General features: G+C 37.4%; 15 protein-coding genes. 6 read left to right on the top strand and 9 right to left on the bottom strand.

Annotated features, from left to right (window positions below; all coding sequences use genetic code 11):
* Position 1: 1 nt before the first annotated feature.
* Both HS5_RS07150 and HS5_RS07145 read right to left on the bottom strand, forming a co-directional pair.
* A complete protein-coding gene (locus tag HS5_RS07150; RefSeq protein ID WP_236750543.1) occupies positions 2-1,006 on the bottom strand; it encodes an ABC transporter permease in 1,005 nt (334 codons plus the stop codon).
* Between the two features lie 33 nt (positions 1,007-1,039).
* Positions 1,040-3,568, bottom strand: coding sequence for a hypothetical protein (locus tag HS5_RS07145; protein WP_236750541.1), 2,529 nt, complete (start codon positions 3,566-3,568; stop codon positions 1,040-1,042).
* 247 nt (positions 3,569-3,815) lie between these two features.
* Between HS5_RS07145 and HS5_RS07140 the strand changes: the two genes are divergently transcribed.
* From HS5_RS07140 to HS5_RS07130, 3 genes are all read left to right on the top strand, one after another.
* Positions 3,816-4,889 carry a hypothetical protein gene (locus HS5_RS07140; RefSeq protein ID WP_236750540.1) on the top strand — a complete coding sequence of 358 codons (1,074 nt, stop codon included), beginning with the start codon at positions 3,816-3,818 and terminating at the stop codon, positions 4,887-4,889.
* A gap of 325 nt (positions 4,890-5,214) precedes the next feature.
* Positions 5,215-5,499, top strand: coding sequence for a hypothetical protein (locus HS5_RS07135; protein WP_236750538.1), 285 nt, complete (start codon positions 5,215-5,217; stop codon positions 5,497-5,499).
* Positions 5,496-6,260, top strand: coding sequence for a biotin/lipoate A/B protein ligase family protein (locus tag HS5_RS07130; RefSeq protein ID WP_236750536.1), 765 nt, complete (start codon positions 5,496-5,498; stop codon positions 6,258-6,260). Before HS5_RS07135 ends, HS5_RS07130 begins: the two co-directional genes overlap by 4 nt.
* A 73-nt stretch (positions 6,261-6,333) precedes the next feature.
* Here HS5_RS07130 and HS5_RS07125 read toward each other — a convergent pair whose 3' ends face one another.
* From HS5_RS07125 to HS5_RS07110, 4 genes are all read right to left on the bottom strand, one after another.
* Positions 6,334-6,696 (bottom strand): hypothetical protein, encoded by a 363-nt coding sequence (locus tag HS5_RS07125; protein ID WP_236750534.1) that lies wholly within the window; start codon positions 6,694-6,696, stop codon positions 6,334-6,336.
* Positions 6,697-6,733: 37 nt separating this feature from the next.
* Entirely contained in the window at positions 6,734-8,566 is a 1,833-nt protein-coding gene (locus HS5_RS07120) for an APC family permease (RefSeq protein ID WP_236750533.1), read from the bottom strand.
* A gap of 32 nt (positions 8,567-8,598) precedes the next feature.
* The gene (locus HS5_RS07115) at positions 8,599-9,690 is read right to left on the bottom strand and encodes a M20 family metallopeptidase (RefSeq protein ID WP_236750531.1); all 1,092 of its coding nucleotides are present in this window, start codon (positions 9,688-9,690) and stop codon (positions 8,599-8,601) included.
* Between the two features lie 67 nt (positions 9,691-9,757).
* Positions 9,758-10,519 carry a hypothetical protein gene (locus tag HS5_RS07110; protein ID WP_236750529.1) on the bottom strand — a complete coding sequence of 254 codons (762 nt, stop codon included), beginning with the start codon at positions 10,517-10,519 and terminating at the stop codon, positions 9,758-9,760.
* Between the two features lie 367 nt (positions 10,520-10,886).
* Between HS5_RS07110 and HS5_RS07105 the strand changes: the two genes are divergently transcribed.
* Both HS5_RS07105 and HS5_RS07100 read left to right on the top strand, forming a co-directional pair.
* Complete coding sequence (locus HS5_RS07105; RefSeq protein WP_236750527.1) at positions 10,887-12,398, top strand: amino acid permease; 1,512 nt, start codon at positions 10,887-10,889, stop codon at positions 12,396-12,398.
* A gap of 110 nt (positions 12,399-12,508) precedes the next feature.
* Positions 12,509-13,699, top strand: a complete 1,191-nt coding sequence (locus HS5_RS07100; protein WP_236750525.1) for an ATP-binding protein — start codon at positions 12,509-12,511, stop codon at positions 13,697-13,699.
* Between the two features lie 353 nt (positions 13,700-14,052).
* Here the strand turns inward: HS5_RS07100 and HS5_RS07095 are convergent, their stop codons facing one another.
* Genes HS5_RS07095 through HS5_RS07085 form a run of 3 tightly spaced genes read right to left on the bottom strand, consistent with a single transcriptional unit; the run spans position 14,053 to position 16,527 of the window.
* Complete coding sequence (locus HS5_RS07095; RefSeq protein ID WP_236750524.1) at positions 14,053-14,634, bottom strand: hypothetical protein; 582 nt, start codon at positions 14,632-14,634, stop codon at positions 14,053-14,055.
* Positions 14,631-16,307, bottom strand: a complete 1,677-nt coding sequence (locus HS5_RS07090) for a DNA polymerase domain-containing protein (protein ID WP_236750523.1) — start codon at positions 16,305-16,307, stop codon at positions 14,631-14,633. Before HS5_RS07090 ends, HS5_RS07095 begins: the two co-directional genes overlap by 4 nt.
* Positions 16,288-16,527, bottom strand: a complete 240-nt coding sequence (locus HS5_RS07085) for a DNA polymerase II (RefSeq protein ID WP_236750522.1) — start codon at positions 16,525-16,527, stop codon at positions 16,288-16,290. The genes HS5_RS07090 and HS5_RS07085 overlap by 20 nt, the downstream gene beginning before the upstream one ends.
* Positions 16,528-16,746: 219 nt before the next feature.
* Here HS5_RS07085 and HS5_RS07080 point away from each other — a divergent pair, with 219 nt between their 5' ends.
* A complete protein-coding gene (locus HS5_RS07080) occupies positions 16,747-18,132 on the top strand; it encodes an ABC transporter substrate-binding protein (protein ID WP_236750521.1) in 1,386 nt (461 codons plus the stop codon).
* Positions 18,133-18,134: the final 2 nt, after the last annotated feature.

Genomic DNA, 18,134 nt, shown 5'->3' with positions numbered 1-18,134 from the left:
TTCATTTTATCGACCTCCTTGCTCTAGGGTCTATTATGAATTCCACTACATCCACAAAATAAAGTAACATAACAGCGTATAAAGTTAATACAAAAGTCGAGCCTAAAAGTATCTTTATTTGGTCTCCCAACGCCGCATAGAATAGTTTATATCCCAAGCCTGGAATGCCAAAATACACCTCCAGGAAGAAATCGCCAGATATTGCGAAAGCAAGGTCTATTGCAGTCCTAACTATTACGGGAATTATTGAGACCCTCCTGGCATGAGCTCTCACAATCCTCTCCTTTAAGCCGGCTAGTCTTTCATATTTTATGAAATCAGAGTCTAAGTTTTCTACCATAGAATTCCTCATTAGTATACCCCTAGTCGAAAATCCGTAGATAAAAGTCAAAATAATCCAAGGTAACCAGAATACCTTCAAATCAGTTACTATGTTAGTCCAATCATGAACTTGATTATACACAGAAATAGGGTAAACCTTAAGGATTACTGCAAATGCCAGCCATAGTAATAGAGTAACTACAAAGATCGGCAAATTATAATCTGCTATAAAGTAATTCATTATAGCAACGTCTGTTTTCGTATTCCTCTTTACAGCTGCTATAGAACCTAGGTAAATACTGGCTAATGTTTGAAATATAACTGGAGGAATAGTTAATATTACCGTAAATGGCAGAGCAGAGAGCAGGCACGCCGCAACACTTACATGATTAGCCGGGCATACGCCTAGATTAAGCGTTAACATCTGAACAAAATAGACGAAGAACTGCGCCCCTAAAGGATAATTAAGACCTAATCCTCTATCTATGCATTCTATAGCTAATTTCCTCGCTAGTGCTGGATTTTTAGCATGAAGAAATTCACTAGGATTAATAAAATGGAGTGCAGGATTTATTCCAATTAGCTGGGGTATACCCAAAAGTAACATCCAAACAAATGCAGTAAATATAAGAAGCAATATTACTCTTTCAACAGCTCTTTTAGCCAAATAAGAAGCTAAACCCAAAAATATACACCTAAAAAAATGAAGAATTATCTTTTATTTAAACCTTATCAAAATTACAACTCCTACCAATGCTAATATAACAGTAATACCTATCATCGCTATTACAGCAGAACTAACGGAAGGAGCTGCAGGTGGTGTATATGTCACTAACGATGAGTTTACTACAACACTTGGAGGAGTAGGTGGAGTGTAGCTAGTTAATTTTGATCCACACTTAAATATAGTAGTGACGTTAGATATAGGAGAAACAGTCGGCTTAACAGTAACTGGCGAATACGGATATACTGCATACCACCTATATGCATAGTGAGGAAGCATCATTACATGGCCGTCCACTGTAACTGGAGCCTCGTAAGTCGCGTTAATGAATACTACATAGAATGTATTAGGCGTTAATCCGCTAGTTGGAACACTAACCTCGTATTGGTTACCACTCACATGAGTTAGAGTTAACTTCTCTATAGGCTTTGTAGACCCGTAAGCCCAAACTTCTGCATATCCGGTAGCATTTGCTATTGGGCAACAAGGCTTAGGAGCAGTCTTTATCAGCTTGCCAGTTTGTGTGACTACTATATATGGAGATGTTATGATTTGATTGATGTTTGTAGTAACAGTAGCAGTAGATCCTGCAGTAACATTATATGTACATGATAGCGGATTCCATCTGAAATTACCAACAAATGGCTTTACTATAGCACCTATTGAGTAGTTCCATTCATATATATACCATGGGAATCCTCCAGGTAATTCTCCATTGCATGCTAGACATACATGACTCGGATAGCTTGGATTATACTGGCAAGGCTTGTAATTTAGGTATAAGCATGGTGGGACAATATATTCATCACTAGCATCTAATAGACAGAAGCCCGTAGCGTTGAAGTACAATATTAATTTATACGGATTATTTGCAGGAACACAGGAATAGACTAAGCCAGGCATTGAGCCGTAAATTAGCTTCATTGGGTAGCTTGCTATCTCAGTATAATTAACATAAACTGGAATGCTTAGGTAATTACCTATATACACATGGTTCAAGTTAAGCCCTAATGGATTGTTAGAAGGACAGTAGCCTGGCATGTCAAAATACCATATGCTAAAGTTATAATCTAAGGCTGTCAACGGCCTGCCATTAATATACGTAGCATTATGAACAAAGCAGTATATAATTTCCTCACCGTTAACAATCTTATGTCCCTCTACAGTAACATTGTGTATTGGGACTACATTATAGGTCGCAGTACAGGGTTGTAAGGCTAATGGTGTGGGATCATTAGGAGGTACTGTCAATGGAGTAGGTACTCCTAAGTCCCATATCTCTGAAGAGGAGAAGAAGTTACAGTATAGAATATCGAAGTTTGGAGCTTCATATCCAGTTGTCCCCATTGACTCTGCAATCTTTCCGGTTATCGTATTCCCTTCATGTATATCAGTATAAGTAAATGTGTACCCCTCATCAGGAGATGTTACATAACCATAATAATTATTAGTTATAGCTGGAGTAATACAAGTATTCCATCCTAATATTATCCAAGGTTCGTCCCACTGTAAGTCTACTAATGCATTGGCTAAGTTTACTAGGGCCTGAGACAAGTTAGAGTCTTTTACATAAGCAGCTGTGAACTGTGCATTTACTGTAGAGTTAACATAACAATTTAGCGAACATGATGGCGCTAGAGGACCTAATGTGTGGTAATCATCGTCAATGAGCGCTGTATAGCTCAAATATCCGAAGTTTATCAATCCGTACTTTAAGCTCAGTAGATCAGTAACAAGGCATGACGGTGGATATGTTATTATATCTAAGTTCTTGCCGAAGTGTATTTGGCAAGCGTCAGTCTTTAACATTTCTATCCATGCAGGGCAATTATAGAAATCTTCTTGGACATAAATTGGAATACTAACAGGTGTTCCATTAGGATATGTCCATTCTCCCAATGATGAACTATATACTAATCCAGCGTCTTTTAAGTATTGGCAAGCCCTCTTAGGACAATATGACTCATGAGTAGTATATATGTTATATAGTTCACTTATTAAGGTAGAATTACTTGCTAAGCAGGGGAATACTGATGGACAGATGTATAACCCACTAGGTACTCCTTTTAAACCATTACATAGGATTTGAGATTCAACGAATTCTGGATTTATTAGGCTAGATAATGCCCATCTAAAGTACGTATTATTCTCTGGATAATATTTGAAGTTTACTTGGAAAAATAGAAAGCTATAAGTGACGTCATCATAGACCGACACTGTAGATAATTCCTTTAATGCGAGTATACAGGAGCTTAAAAACTCGGATGAAGGAACAGCATTAATTAATTGTATGTTACCTGATAGGAAGCACTCGTATATCTGATCGTTATTTGTATAATTCCATAAGAATATCATTGAGCCTAAATATGGTCCATATTTACAGTACTCTATTCCAGGAACTACATGTTGCTTCAGTGCTGAAGGTGGAACAAGTACTCCAGCAGCTTCTGAGACTACCATTCCTCCTAATAGCACTATTATGCCTATTAAGAGAATTTTATAGTATATTGATTTACTTTTCATATCATGTTTTTGATGTAATATTTGCTTAAAAACCTTTCCCAAATTCTCAACTTTATATATAACTAAAACATAAACTTTTGTTACAGTAAATGACCCACGTGTTCCATAAATGAGAATACCAGTGAATTTTAAAAATTAAAAATAATTAAGCCCTTTAGAGTTCTTACTTTAATACATCATTATTTGTCTATGAGATCTCATAAAAATTTATATTCTAATAAGGATTCATTCTATTGAGGATATAAATATGAAACCAACCCAGATAGGAATGATATTATTTATAATTATATTAATAGTCGTAGCTGCAGTGGGAGTATATTTAAATTCAGAAATATCAACACTGAGTTCTAGCTACAACTCAATCGCAAGCAAGTATAATTCACTAAAAAGTGAAGTTAGTGGCGTAGTGAATTCCTATAATGATATCAAAAGTAATTATACTACCCTATCCAGTAATTATGCTGCGCTAGTGAGTTATTTTAGTAAACTAGAGTCATATTATGAGGGGCTAAATAAATCGTTCTATGGCAATAAATCACTATTATTATCCGAATTAAATATGGAGGCTGGTTATGCTACGGCGTATCAAACGTTGGAATATTTAGCCTCATCCAATGCTAAGGGAATTGCGAGTATGTTCTGTCCAAATATTAACGGCTTCATTTCAGTAGGTAAACTTAACGGTAGTTTTACTGGATCCACTAATGTAGGTAAAATGTTCTCACAAATATTTGCTTACCCGATAGTCAGGGCTTTCCTATGCTGTGGAGCAGTATATAACATGTCTCCAAATGCTATCATGATATCAGCATTAGTAAAATATTGTAATGTTAACACCACTGGAGGAACCACGTTTATTTACGTCTTATATCACGTCACATTAAGTGATTCATCAATGTTTACATGGAAAATAAGCAACATAGATGTCTATAATTACTTAAATAGTATACAGTACCAGATGGCACTAGATGGAATTACTTATCCCCACGCTATGTGCTCTAAGGATACTCCAGTAATATCTGAGTTAGGAATAGGAGAATTCCCGAGCTATATATTAGTCTGCTCTAAACTACCGATAGCAGGAAACTATTCAGTACCTAATTTCGAAAATGAATTAAAGAATGTAACCGCTTTCAATTTAGAAGTGCAATACTATAACTTTACTGCTGTTGGTAATAGCCTATCAGGAATTATATATGCCCATGCAGAAATAGCTATAGGGAATAACACATTCTGTGGAGAGGTGAAAATCATGGAACATGCAAAGATACAGGCTAACGGGTTACCAGAAATATATTCAATATGTTTCTACACAATGTGATGCTCCATATAATTAAACATTTTTATTATTCATAAAATAAAGTTTTTAATATAATCAATTTGGATAAGACCTCTTTTAAACTGCCCACACTATCGGAAAACTGAAGTGCTAAACTCAATATAAATCTTTGTTTTTATTTACTATTAAACTGTATAGGGACTTTGGACTACTATAATAAAATAATTCATTAATTATGTTTTTCATTTTTTAAAGTAAAAGGCTTAGATGGATTATAGCAATTATATTATGTTCTATTTTCTTTAAAAATGCCATTTTCCGAGTATGCGAAAAGAGAGCTTTTAAACTAGAAATAAAAATAGAAGTAATGAAGATCGGAATTTACGAACTGAAGGCAAAGAAGGGAATAATAAGAACTACGGTAAAGTATTATGGAGATACTTTGGATATAAAAATAACTGGAGACTTCATGGTTTTCCCTGAAGATGCAATTTTCGACCTCGAAAAAAGATTGCAAGGACTAACACCTAGCGACGCCCATAAAATTCCTAAAATTCTTGAAGAATCTTTGTCTGGAGTAATGCTTTTCGGTTGTACAGTGGACGATTTTAAAAACTCAATACTAGGAGCATTAAAGGAGGTAGGACTATGAGAGTTCTCTTTTACGAAAATGATGAGAACCCATACTTCAGCTTAGCTTTCGAAGAGAGCCTATGGAGGAACTTAAAGGGAGGGAAGGTAGATAACACTTTAAGGTTTTGGAGGCACAAGAATGTAGCAATAGTTGGTTATTTCCAGCTTGCTGAAGAAGAGCTAAACTTTGACGTTGTAAGGAAATACAAGATTGACGTTGTAAGGAGGTTTACTGGAGGAGGTGCCGTTTATCAAGACATGGACTGTTTAATATGGACTATAGCAGCTAAAGGACCCAAAGATGGAGGAGTTAATTATTTATATGACGTCCTTTTACGCGGTTTTGTTAATGCGTTAAAGAATTTTGCTGACGTCAAAGTTGAAAACATAAATGACGTCGTCGTAAATGATAGGAAAGTATCTGGAACTTCAGCAACTCTTTACGATCAATATTACTTACTCCACGGTACATTGCTTATAAACACTAACCTTGAGCTAATGGGTAAGGTGCTTAAAGTTTCTAAAGCTAAGCTTTCTGACAAGGGCGTATCAGAAGTAAAGTACCGCGTTACTAACCTTGTTGACGCCCTCGGGAGGAAGATAGACACTACGGAGATAATAGATGCAATAATAAAGGAGTATGCTTCTCTTCTAGGAGAAAAGCCTTACTTTGATTTACCTACTACCGAGGAAATTAAGCTAGCCGAGGAACTTTATGAAAAGAAGTATTCGAAACCAGAGTGGAATTTACTTAGGCTTCCATCATCATATTTTGAATAAAAATAATCTTACCTATGAATAATAAAAGGAATTTTTCATGATTTATGAAGCAGTTATTGTTACTGTTTCGCAATTACTTAAGACGCGTTAACTCATAAGTCTGTCCTGAGATAGGAGTCAGATCAGAGGGTTTAGGCAATGTAACGTGGTTTGTTCCCGATGTTAACGTTACAGAAGCAGGTACACTACACTGATTAAATTCTACTCCAACTACAGTTAGAAATCCGCCACAATCACCTAGCGCTACTTTTATGCAAGATTTACATATTACCGAATTTCCTGCTTGTATAACTTTTGGAGTAGTAAAACTGGAACTACAGGTAGAGCTGATCGACGTAGTGAAAGGAGATGAAGAATGAGTTATAAAATATGCACTTACTACTATTCCGACGACTATTATTACAGCTACTATAATAAGCGCTATCATTTTATCCATGATTCATCATTAAATATGGAATATATTGTATGTTTTACTATGTAGCCTCTTTTATAGATTTGACTATCTCATCTAAAGCCTTTGTCCTTATGCTACTCTTTACAGCGAGGTAATGTATCGAAAGCCCCAGTAATATTGCTACTATTGTGTCCCATGGGAATGGAATTAATATACATAATCCGAAACCGCCAAAGTAAGATATAACATAAAGTCCTAAGATATACATGAAAATCCAGAGCCCCGCTAGGATCTCTTTCCTTGCGGTTAAATCTAAAAACTTCATCGAAACTAAGACGTCAAACAGTACTGTTACTGCAAATGCTGAAAGGCTTACGAAGAACCATAAGTTATTTGGAGAACTTAAGGAGTTCGTATTCTCATAAAATAGAATTGATGGAACTAACACCAGAATAGTGTTAAACATTGCAGCAATTATTGCTATTAACTTGGGTAAGTTAAGGAATTTATTAGCGTAGTATGAAAAGAATATTGGCAAACCTAAGAGTGCAGCTACTACTAAGTAGAAATCGTAAGCGAAGCCCGACCAATAAATTATTAACCCTGCTGAAACTGTAGCTAGAGGAGCCAAAACTTCAGCATAGGGTAGCTTATAAAATCTTTTAATTTCTCCTCCGGTTTTTCTAAGCGATTGGAGAACTATTCCAGCAGTTATGTAATTGAAAACTCCTATTGCAGAAAGGAATCCTATTAAGGCTATCCATGAAGGAAAAGGAAGTAAAAATAGTGAGCCAACTATTACTGAAAGGATTAAGGAGAATATGGGAATTCCCCTCTTGTCTACTTTCAGTAGTATTGAAGGAAAATATCCGTCTGCGGAAATACCGTAAACAGCTCTTGCAGAAGTACCTACGTAAATCCAACCGCTACCGCTAGGGGATATTATCGAATCTAAGAGAAGAATTACGGACAAGGATAAGAGAACTAAGTAAATTAATCCCGATGCTGGAATAGACTTTATCTGTTCATAGAATGGACCTTGAGAGTAAACCGAAGACGAAAGCGCAGTCCAATTCCCTGGAGTAGTTGATACATAAGACCAGTTTACTGCACCCACGAATGCTATTTCTAGGAGTAAATATAAACCTAAAGATATGAGAAGCGCTCCTATTAATGCAAAAGGGACGTTCTTAGGGTTTTTAGTTTCTCCTGCATATTCTACCGCTTGTCGAAATCCTCCGTAAGAATATATTATTCCAGTTACAGGTATCGAGTAAAGTATAGCGTTAAATCCCGTGTAACCTTCGTATGAAGAAAATGACAAGCTGAAATTTGATGGATGAAAGTAAAAAACTAGCAGGAACAATGCAGTGGCGAAGGGTATTATTAACTTCCACCACCCTATACCTTCTGTAATTCTACCAAGCAGTTTTATCCCGAAGTAATTAAGGAAAAAGTAAAAAACTATAAGCGCAACGGCAACCGCTACTCCCAGGTAAGTTAATTGCCCGCAGTATGAGAGCCCGTGAAAAACAGAGCTTAAGTAACCTACACTTGCTGAAGCTTCTATAGCAGGAGAAGATATCACCGGAATTAAGTAAACCCAAGACGAAATAAACCCTGCAAATCCTCCGTGAGAGTAATGAGGATATCTGACTAATGAACCGCTTTTAGGTATTGATGAACCGAGTTCAGCATAAGGTAATGCTATAAAAAGAACTAGAATACCACCTATTATCCAGTCAAGGAGAGAATAACCACCTACAGCGCTTGCAGTATATAAAGGAGAAAGTAACCAGCCCGAACCTATTATACTTCCGAACGACATAAATAGTAATTGCCACTTGCTTAATTCCTTCTTTAATTTCTTGTCTGAATTTATGCCCAAGTCTGAGGCTTTTAATTCAGTCACAGTGTAAAGAGTAGCTAGAGGTATTAAAGCGTTCATTTATAAAAATAATCGGAATTATTAATGCTTAACAGAATTTCCTTTAGTTTTTCTAGAGAAGCTTTAACGTCTCCAATCTTCACAAACTCATCTGGAGAATGAAGCTTATTCAGCTCTCCTGGACCGTAGACGATTGTAGGAATTCCCTTCATTCTAAAATACCTACCGTCAGTCGCGTAAGGAGTTATGAAGGGCTTCAGCTTGATGAAAGGAGGTAAAGGAGTATAGTTAGGTTCAGAGGAGTTAATAATTTCAATACCTTCCATTCTCTTCATGATATCTTTAACGCTCGCTCCGGGAGGGATCCTCATATCTATTTCCGCCTCAGCATAATCAGGAACTACGTTTACCTGGCTTCCCCCTTTAATTACTCCCGGACTGAAAGTTATCTTTTTCACGTCTCCATAAATTCTCTCATCAATTTCCTTAACGTTATTTACTGCCTCTTCTACATCTTTAGGTATCGCGACTTCAGTTTTCTCTATCCTCCTTCTTAATTCAGTAATATCGTCTACAAGCTTAAGTATTGCATTCTCTCCCAGAGAAGGCGTGCTTCCATGAGCAGACTTACCTCTTTCCTTAACCCTCACCTGCAAAAGCCCTTTCTCACCAATGTTTACTCTTTCAGAGCCTGTGGGTTCACCTATTATTACAAAGAATGGGGAGTATTCCTCTGCAAGGAACTTGCTTCCATTTTTCCCACCTGTTTCTTCGTCAGGAACTGCTGTAAAAAGGAGTGAGTAGTTTAGTTTGTCCGCAATACTTACGTAAGTCTCCATGAGTACTGCCAGCCCTGCCTTCATGTCTGTAGATCCCCTACCGTAAATTTTATCTTCAATAGCTTTAGGAGTAAAAGGATCTGAAGACCAACCTTCTCCTGGAGGAACTACGTCAAAATGTCCGTTTAACATTAGGGGTTTCCCTTTTCCACTCGAGGACAGTACTATAGGATAGCCCTTAACGTACTCTTTTATTTCTGCCTTAAATCCGTGATTCTCTAAATATTCCTTAATGAATGAGGCACATTCATAAAGCTGATTTCCGCCGTAGGTCTTAAAAGATATTAACTTTTTAATTAATTCTTCCATAAAAGAAGGATAACGCGAAAATTTTTATTCTCTACTCTATGGACGTAATATGAAATTACTTCTCGTTCTATTTTCTGCTTCTCCTCTTCCTTTCCTGGGTCAGGAAGGGCTTAATTGCGTCTATAAGTGCAGGACATTCGTCAATCTTTTTCTTAACTAGATTAAGGAAACAACAGAGTGAGGAGAGCCTTTCAAATGACGTAAACTTTATGGAGTTCTGAGGCCTTTCTGTTGATATCGTGAGAAACTTTACTTGTCCAGCTAATGCCTTCAAGCTAAGCTTACCTACTGTCGCTAACTCTGTAGTGTTCCATCTACCTTCCACTGTTTCAGGGAACTTTATCTCTTTCCAAGTTACATTACTGCAGTCCAGGTTAACTTCTACTTCTTCTTTTCGTGAAAAGAAGTCGACTATTTCAGCCTCATTACTCCTTTCTGTTAAGAAATTCTTTGAAGCTTCCTTTAGCTGTTCATTAGATGAGGTACAACATGATAGGGAAATTAAATCGTCGAGACTTTCAAAGTCCCTTAAGTTAATATTATTTGTTCCTCTGGCAGTTGCTACAGATAATAGAGTAACAGCGTTAGGTATGAAAAGTAGTTCAAATCTGAAATAATTACTCTCAGCTATCCTGAGAATGTAAGTCTTACCTGAAGAATCTGAGAGGGATTTTATTTCACTTATTTTCTTATATAACTCGTCCTTATCACAGCTGTTAATAAAAAATTGGAATCCTCGTATTTCCTTAATCTCTTCAGTGGAACAGTTCATATCACTAATTATTAAGGAGAGGATTTTATTACTTTCTATGAATCCAAGTGATTCCAATGAGACTGTAGTATTTTTGCATAATTTTTAACTACTTTATTTTCCTCTCATTATTTTCTAATATTGCGATAATATTCCTCAGTTTACCTTGTGGATAAAAGATCTAACGCATCGTTTAGAAATTTCTAAAAATTTTTATAAAATCAACTATATACAACCACATTAAACTCTCATAGGTCGTTATTAGCCGACTAACCAGATTTTGGGTCTACCGTAAATAGTGAAGTTTTCTATCCCCTTTGAACCCTATTTTATAACTTTACGTTACAAAGACCGCGTTACGGATATAGCAACTTATTAATACGAAGAGTATTCCGAACACATTTTCGATGGATAATCTTAAAAATAATCTATAAAATTTTATCTCATGCAATTCGTAAGAAATTCCTCAGGATTAGTTAAGAACGCTTCCCTTGCAGATGCGATGATGCTCAATATTGCAAACATGGGAGCAGGACTGGCAATATTTACCGGAATATCCCCTTATATAGTAAAAGGTGCAGTACTATGGGTAGCATCCTTAATTACTTTCCTCATAACTTTACCTTTAGTCTTCCTCTATACGTTCTTTATCGTAGAAATCCACAGAACAGGGGGAGATTACGTTTGGCTGAGCAGGAAGCTGAGCGGGAAAATAGGGTCTGTAATGGGTATAGCATTAGCGTTTAACATGCCTCCTTACTTTGCGTTGTCGGCGTTCTTCTCTGTAGCGGCAATAAATACTGTCCTTGAAGTAATAGGAACTTTAAATCACGAAGGAGGGTTACTTAACTTGGCGAGAACAATATTCGTTAATCCCTACTGTCCAGTAACGTTATCTCAGGAAATATTGATTTACGCACTGGCAGCAATAGCTTTCGCTATAATAATAGGGATAAACATAGCAAAACCTAAATGGGGGTTCACCCTAGTTACGGCTTTGGGGGTTTTAGCAATAGCAGGAACAATCACGGCTATGATAGTAGTTGGAGTGAACATTCCAGATTTCCACACAAGGATTATGCCTTTCCTGCAGAACTTTAACTTAAAACCTTCAGCTTACACCGGACCTACGTTTAGTTTGCCATCAACTCTTTACATGATACCTTACTTTGCGTCATTTGCTTACATATGGCTTTACGCAGGGCCTGCAGTATCTGCAGAAATAAAGACTGAAAAAGGAATAAAATACAACATCTTGCTGGGTAGCCTACTTACACTATTATTAATAACAGTCCCCTTTTACTTGTTGTGCGTTGCAGGAGGCTACGGTTTTAACTTCAGTTTATTCCCTACATCAACTTACAACTTCTGGAGCGTTGCAATGGCACTCTCAGGGAACCAAGTATTACAGTGGTTTATAGGGATCTCTTTAATCAGCTGGGAATTCTTCGTAATGGCTTTCGGAGTAGTAGTCTTCGCTAGATATGTCTTTGCCTTCTCATTCGATAGATTATTCCCTGAAATGTTCTCTAGGTTAAATAAGAGTAATTCGCCAGTATATGCTCACTTACTCGACTTTATAGTAACTCTCGTCTTCTTAGCAGTGCCTATAATAAGCCCCGAGGGAGTACAAGCTTTATACTCTTACACTCCTCTTGCAATAGCTTACCTATTCTTAGTGTCCTTTGCAGGAGTTAAATTCAGCCTTGAAAAGAAGAACACTGGAATGCTAGCATCGTCTGTTATCTCAGCGTTATTCATGATTTTCATGGGTTACGAGGCTTTCACTAATCCTTACTTCGGAGTAATATCAAACGGAGCACCTTTCTGGCCGGGCATTGCTTACGTCCTTAGTTTAATCTCCCTAGGAATAATAATTTACGTCTCAGCAAAGGTGTACAACGAGAAAAAAGGGATTAATATAGATTTAAACTATAAGGAAATACCACCGGAGTAAACTTCCTTCTTTTTATTTTACTTATTTTTCCTTCTCTGATATTTTCTGTTTACAGTATTGTCATTCAACTGACAAAAGTTTATAAATCTCTTGTCAGTAGAAAATCAAGAATGGAGACGTTTAATAATATTAATCCCTGGTGGTTTTATGATAATTGGGAAGATAAGGATAAGCATTTGAGGGAGTGGAATTCACAGAAAATTAAGTGGGTTCCAGAGTGGATAAAGGAAGTCGGCCTAGAGCCTTTCAGCTTAAACTTCGTTTACGGCACTAGACAAACAGGTAAAACTACAGGTATAAAACTCCTTATAAGGGAGATGATTAAAAGAGGGAAAGACCCAGAGGAAATATATTACCTAGACCTTGATTATATTACCTCCCTTTCGGAATTCAGAAAGATCTTGGAAGAACTGATAAAGGAGATGAAGAAGAGGAGGAAAGAGAATGGCGTAGTTTTCCTTGATGAGGTAACCGCAATAGATGAGTGGTGGAGAATTCTTAAGTATTTCATAGACTCAGGAGAATTCCAGAACGCAGCAATTACAGTTACTGGTTCATCTTTAATAGGGCTTACTAAGATCCCGGAAAAATTCCCAGGAAGGAGAGGTAAAGGAAAAGAGATAGTAGTAATGCCCTTATCTTACCCAGAATTTGCTGAAATTAAGGGTAAAAAGACGAAGGAAGACTTACTTTTCGATACGAGACTTGCATATGCGTTATTTGAGGAATACTTAAAGCTAGGAGGTTTTCCAAGGTCAATAAATGAGGGCCCTAATAGTAAGGAGACCCTTATACAGTCAATACTCTCCGAGATATATAGGGCAGGAAAGAGGGCAGACCTAGTCCAGAACATATTTTATTCCTTGCTAGATAAAATACCTTCAGCGTTATCTTTTAATTCTATAGCAGGAGATATAGGAGTATCTCACAATACTGTAGAGGAGTACATAAACTTCCTAATTGATCTGTTCCTAGTTGACGTAGCTTACTTAAAAAGAGGAGATGAAATAATAAAGAGGAAGGAGAAGAAGGTATTCTTCAGAGATCCCTTTATCCTCCAAGCAGTTTCCTGGTGGGTCAATAAGGAATTCGATAAGTCAGCTCTCTTGGAGAACGTTGTACAAGAACACTTAAGGAGGAAAGTAGAGAACGTATATTATTTTAAGAATTCGGTGGAGATAGACGTTATAGCAGGGGAATATAAAATAGAAATAAAGAGTAAAAGACAGCACAGGAGTTACCCCAAGGACGTAAAGGTATTAAACGAGGAGGAAATCCCTATTTTTCTTCTGAGAGTTTAAAGGAAATTCTATCATGAAACACTCATAGTTATCAATGCTTTGAATTTACTTACTTGTCTTGTTTATACCAGAGATAGCAGTTGTTCTACTTTCCCTTGGTAAATATGGAATTCCTGGTATTACAAAGTTTTTAAATTTGCGTTTGGTTAATTGAAAAGTATGAAGTCTGAGAAGCAGATTAACGATAATCAGTTACCTTAGGCTGAGAAGATATATAGGTCGTTGAAATATGTTTATGGAAATACCTAGATTTGTTGAAAATTTTAAGCTACGTTACAACTGTTATACTATAAGACATCTTACCTTTAACGTAACGCTTTCCTTAAGTAATTATTATAAACACCTTCTGTCAACTAGCTTTCCCTTAAGATAAAGCTCATAAGCCCTCCTCCTTTACTCTTACCAAAAATTTCCCACACAGAGTAAGGTATTTCCACGTTATCTACAGTAACGCTCTTCATGACTATGAAGGAAAAACCTCCTTTACCCCTCTTCGCTATCTTTATTACTGAGTGAGAAGAGTGCAAAGCAAATATCGAACCTTCCTTCTCCCTGTCCATGAAGCTGAATATGAAAGTCCTCCCTTTCCTCTTCCTTATTGATGAAACTATTTCAGTATAAAGCCTCTTGTGGTGAAAAGGGTCAAGTATTACTAATTCGCCGTCACCCATAGCTTCAATTGTAGGATTAACGTCTTCAGCCTTGAAAGCCCTCCTTATATAAATTTCAGATTTTTTAAGGAAAATGTGCTCAAACCTCTCTACTAGTCCTGGGTCTATCCCTCCCCTCTCTGAGACTATAACTACTTTTATAGGGGATGATAAAACCAAGGTCCTATGGTAAATTAGGTACAGTAAGTCCTCTTCCGTAGAGTAAAACTCAACTATCCTGTCCCTCCTAATGATTGAGTCAATCTCCTTAAATCCTAATCTCATATTACCAGCTCCTCGTATGCCCTTTCCAGATAATTTAAGTAATAGAAGACATCGACACCTTGAAAACCCCCTCTAGCGTCATAAAAACCTTTTAAACCCCTAACGTAAGGTACTCCTTTAATCCATATGACATAGTCCTTAGGTTCGCCGGAAATTATCTTCTTCCTGTACTCTTTATATATCTCGTAAAGCCTACCCTTGTCAATCTCCTTACAACTGTCTGCCTTAAAAAGCTCCTCAAGTGACCTCTTTAAAAACTCCTTTACAACGTTGGGCATGTTTTCCCTTATAACTCCCTTCGCTTTTCCTTTACCGAAATACCTAGTAGGATAAGGAAGACCTTCCTTATTTTTAGTAAACACCATCCATGGAAAATGCTCTACCTTAACCTTCAGACCAGTTACGTCCTCAAGCTTCTTTACGTAGTCCTCTACATGATCTCCCCTTACCGTAAGGGAGTCTATTATACCGTGCAATACTTCAAGTCCCATTTCTTCAGCTAAGTCAACAGCCTCCCTTAAGGTCCTCCTAGCGAAGTAAGTCACTAGCTCGTATGCCTCTATTTTGCCGAACTTAGAGTTCCTAAAGCCCAAATAACCGAAAGATGCTACCAAAATCCACTTTATAGCCTCAGCCCTCTCCTCGTCTTCCTTTTTAAGCTCCTCTTTTCTCTTTATTAACCACTCGAGTGCTTCCGGAACTATTCCTTTCTCCTTGAAACACAGGAAATGACCTATTTCGGTCTTAAGGTCATCACAGGAGTCTACAGTCTCCGCTGAGATGTTATACTTTACGATTAGGGAGGGGTACATTGATGAAAAATCTATTTGATAAACATCATCAAAACAGCCTACCTTAGGGAAGATTACTAGACCACCTTTATCTACTTTTTTCAGCTCGTCCAAAGTTCTCATCTTCTCTACCCTAGGTACTACCCTGGGTATAATCACCTTCCTCTCTAACGCGACCCAAGCTTCGTTTGCAGTTAAAGCTTTACCTATAGTTGAGTAAGCTATTTCCCTCAAAAGGACTTTAGAAGTGTAAGACCATTCTATTAAACCTTTTATAGAGACAGGAGAACGCTTCCTTGACATGTCTATTTTTACTATTGCTTCCACCTTGTTGCACCCTTCTCCTAGGCATTCTGCTACGTCTACCTTTACGTCTCCATCTACTACTTCACCGTTTACTTCCATTTTATCTCCCCTTTCGCTTTCTCCGTACCAAGATATGGGTACTACAGTAGCATAGGTAACTTTAGGGTTGACGTAAGCTCTCGACGTTATCCCCGTAACTTTAGGGAATTCTTCCCTCGACTCGACTACTTTTCCTCCCTCTACTTTAACCCACCTAAAGGGAAGTGCCCCTAGCCTGTGGAGAGTTTGAGAAACTACCGAGGGAGTTTCATTAACGACCTTTATCCTCTTCTTCATGTAATAATAAGCTGAGATGTCGTCAACTTCAAACCTATAGAGCTTTATTTTATTCCCGTTCAGATCCTTCCATTCTTCCTCATAAAACGTATTAACGTAAGGGTGTTGCAAAACTGCTTCAGGGTTATCGGTAATTGCATACACAGGAAAGGTTGTGTTTACAAACGCTCTCCTAAACCCGTTTAGGTAAATGACTAATCCGCCCTTTATAGGCTTTGCGTCAACTACGTAACCTTCCATTTTTACATTCCTCCGCTATTGAAGAAAGAATTGAAAGGAGTACTATATCCCGTGGGTCTAAATCTTCATCATAAGAGGCATTCTGGAAATACCTTACTCTCTCTTTAGCCTTCTCCAAGTAGTCCAGCAGTTCACTGGAATGAGTTCTCTCTAAGACTTTCTCTATTTTACTTATTTCCTCGTTTACGGCTTTGGTATAAGACGGCTGAGTTCTTCCCATATTATATCCGGTTTTAAAAATAGAGTGAGAGTTGGCCGAAAGTTTTCAGATTCATGAAATTAAGATCTGATAATTTCCTTTTTAAAATTTTAAACTTTAAAATTCCTTTACAATACTCTATGAACTCGATCTATTATCTTCTCATTATAATATTTTAATCTTTTCGTTCTTAAAGATAAGACAATAAAAATTTTTAATAAAGTTCATAAAAGCCCTCAAATGAAAGGTATATCAAAAACAATAATAGCCCTCATTGTAGTCGTAATAGTTATAATAGCAGGACTAGCGGCTTACTTAGCAATTTCTCATAAGACTACTACAACGTCTGTAACATTGACAGTAGTTACGTTCTCCGGAGAGTCAGCAAAGTTCATCCAGTGTGCTGGGAACCTCTTTTCTAAAGAGCACCCAGGAGTCACAGTAAAGGTAATATGCTATCCTTTCAGCGAATACATAACTGAGGAAATTTCGGCACTAGAAGCTCATTCGACTCAGTACGATATAATAGGATTTTCTTCAACTTCTGCGCAGAAAGTATCTCCTTACTTGATCTGCCTCAATGAATCGATGTTTAACATGACAGACATAATAATGCCCCAGGAGGACTTCGGAGGAATAATATATAACACAACTACGGGTAAAACTGAAATGATAGGAATCGCTTACGAAACCGCAGTATATTTAACAGCTTATAAGGAATGCATATTTTGCAACTCTACGTTAGCAAAAGAATTTTACGAAGAATACCACATGAACTTCAACCCAACAACTTGGGAAAACTGGAGCGTAGTACTAGACGTCGATAGCTTCCTCACCACTCACGGAATAACTAAATACGGTTTCCTAATTGACGACCACGTTTCACATGGGATAATAGATGCTTACCCCGCAGTCTTTGGCTGGTATTATAGGGACTGTCCTATGCTGACCCAAGGAAAGATAGGCGGAATTCCCGGTTACAATATAATGTTCGAAAGCTACACTTTATCGGGCTACTCATATCCTCTACCTTCATTTAACTCGACTGCAGGAGTGAAAGCTTTAGAAACTTACTACGACTTAATATCCTACGAACCTTCTCCGTCTTCTGTACAAATATGTTACGGAAACTTTGCGCAATTTTACCCAGAAGCTGCAGGAGCTTTCATATTTACTACACAGCTGACATGCTTAAACACGACAGAAAGAGACCATACTTACCTAGCTCCTCTACCGGGAGACTATGCAGAGACAGGAACAGATTTTCTGGGGATAAGCAAATACTCACCGAATAAGCAGTTAGCGGAAGAGTTCCTCGCCTTTCTTGTTTCGCCTCAAACTCAAAAGATTGCCTTCCTGAAATTCGGTAAGTTCCCAATATCTAAAGAGGCGTTCCAGAGCTTAATAAGCAACACATCAATACCTTCATATGAAAGAGAGTGGTTAACCCAGGTTTACAGAGGAGCAGAAGAAGCATGGTCAAACCCGCCTAACATACCTCCTACGTATCCAAGCTTAATTCCGTCATTTAACAATGAAGTACATTGCTACTTAACCGGAAAAATCTCCGCAGAGCAAGCATTAAATACTGCCGCACAAGATTGGATTAAAGCAGTAAGCGGGTAAAG

It is taken from the genome of Acidianus sp. HS-5 (assembly GCF_021655615.1).
GTDB lineage: Archaea > Thermoproteota > Thermoprotei_A > Sulfolobales > Sulfolobaceae > Acidianus.
Note: the sequence above shows the minus strand (reverse complement) of the source record. Positions and strands in the feature narration are given on the sequence as shown.

Bases quoted from the DNA above. Each gene is read 5' to 3' on its own strand.
- HS5_RS07145 (WP_236750541.1), bottom strand. From the start codon at position 3,568: ATGAAAAGTAAATCAATATACTATAAAATTCTCTTAATAGGCATAATA.
- HS5_RS07140 (WP_236750540.1), top strand. From the start codon at position 3,816: ATGAAACCAACCCAGATAGGAATGATATTATTTATAATTATATTAATA.
- HS5_RS07135 (WP_236750538.1), top strand. From the start codon at position 5,215: ATGAAGATCGGAATTTACGAACTGAAGGCAAAGAAGGGAATAATAAGA.
- HS5_RS07130 (WP_236750536.1), top strand. From the start codon at position 5,496: ATGAGAGTTCTCTTTTACGAAAATGATGAGAACCCATACTTCAGCTTA.
- HS5_RS07125 (WP_236750534.1), bottom strand. From the start codon at position 6,696: ATGGATAAAATGATAGCGCTTATTATAGTAGCTGTAATAATAGTCGTC.
- HS5_RS07115 (WP_236750531.1), bottom strand. From the start codon at position 9,690: ATGGAAGAATTAATTAAAAAGTTAATATCTTTTAAGACCTACGGCGGA.
- HS5_RS07105 (WP_236750527.1), top strand. From the start codon at position 10,887: ATGCAATTCGTAAGAAATTCCTCAGGATTAGTTAAGAACGCTTCCCTT.
- HS5_RS07100 (WP_236750525.1), top strand. From the start codon at position 12,509: ATGGAGACGTTTAATAATATTAATCCCTGGTGGTTTTATGATAATTGG.
- HS5_RS07095 (WP_236750524.1), bottom strand. From the start codon at position 14,634: ATGAGATTAGGATTTAAGGAGATTGACTCAATCATTAGGAGGGACAGG.
- HS5_RS07090 (WP_236750523.1), bottom strand. From the start codon at position 16,307: ATGGAAGGTTACGTAGTTGACGCAAAGCCTATAAAGGGCGGATTAGTC.
- HS5_RS07085 (WP_236750522.1), bottom strand. From the start codon at position 16,527: ATGGGAAGAACTCAGCCGTCTTATACCAAAGCCGTAAACGAGGAAATA.
- HS5_RS07080 (WP_236750521.1), top strand. From the start codon at position 16,747: ATGAAAGGTATATCAAAAACAATAATAGCCCTCATTGTAGTCGTAATA.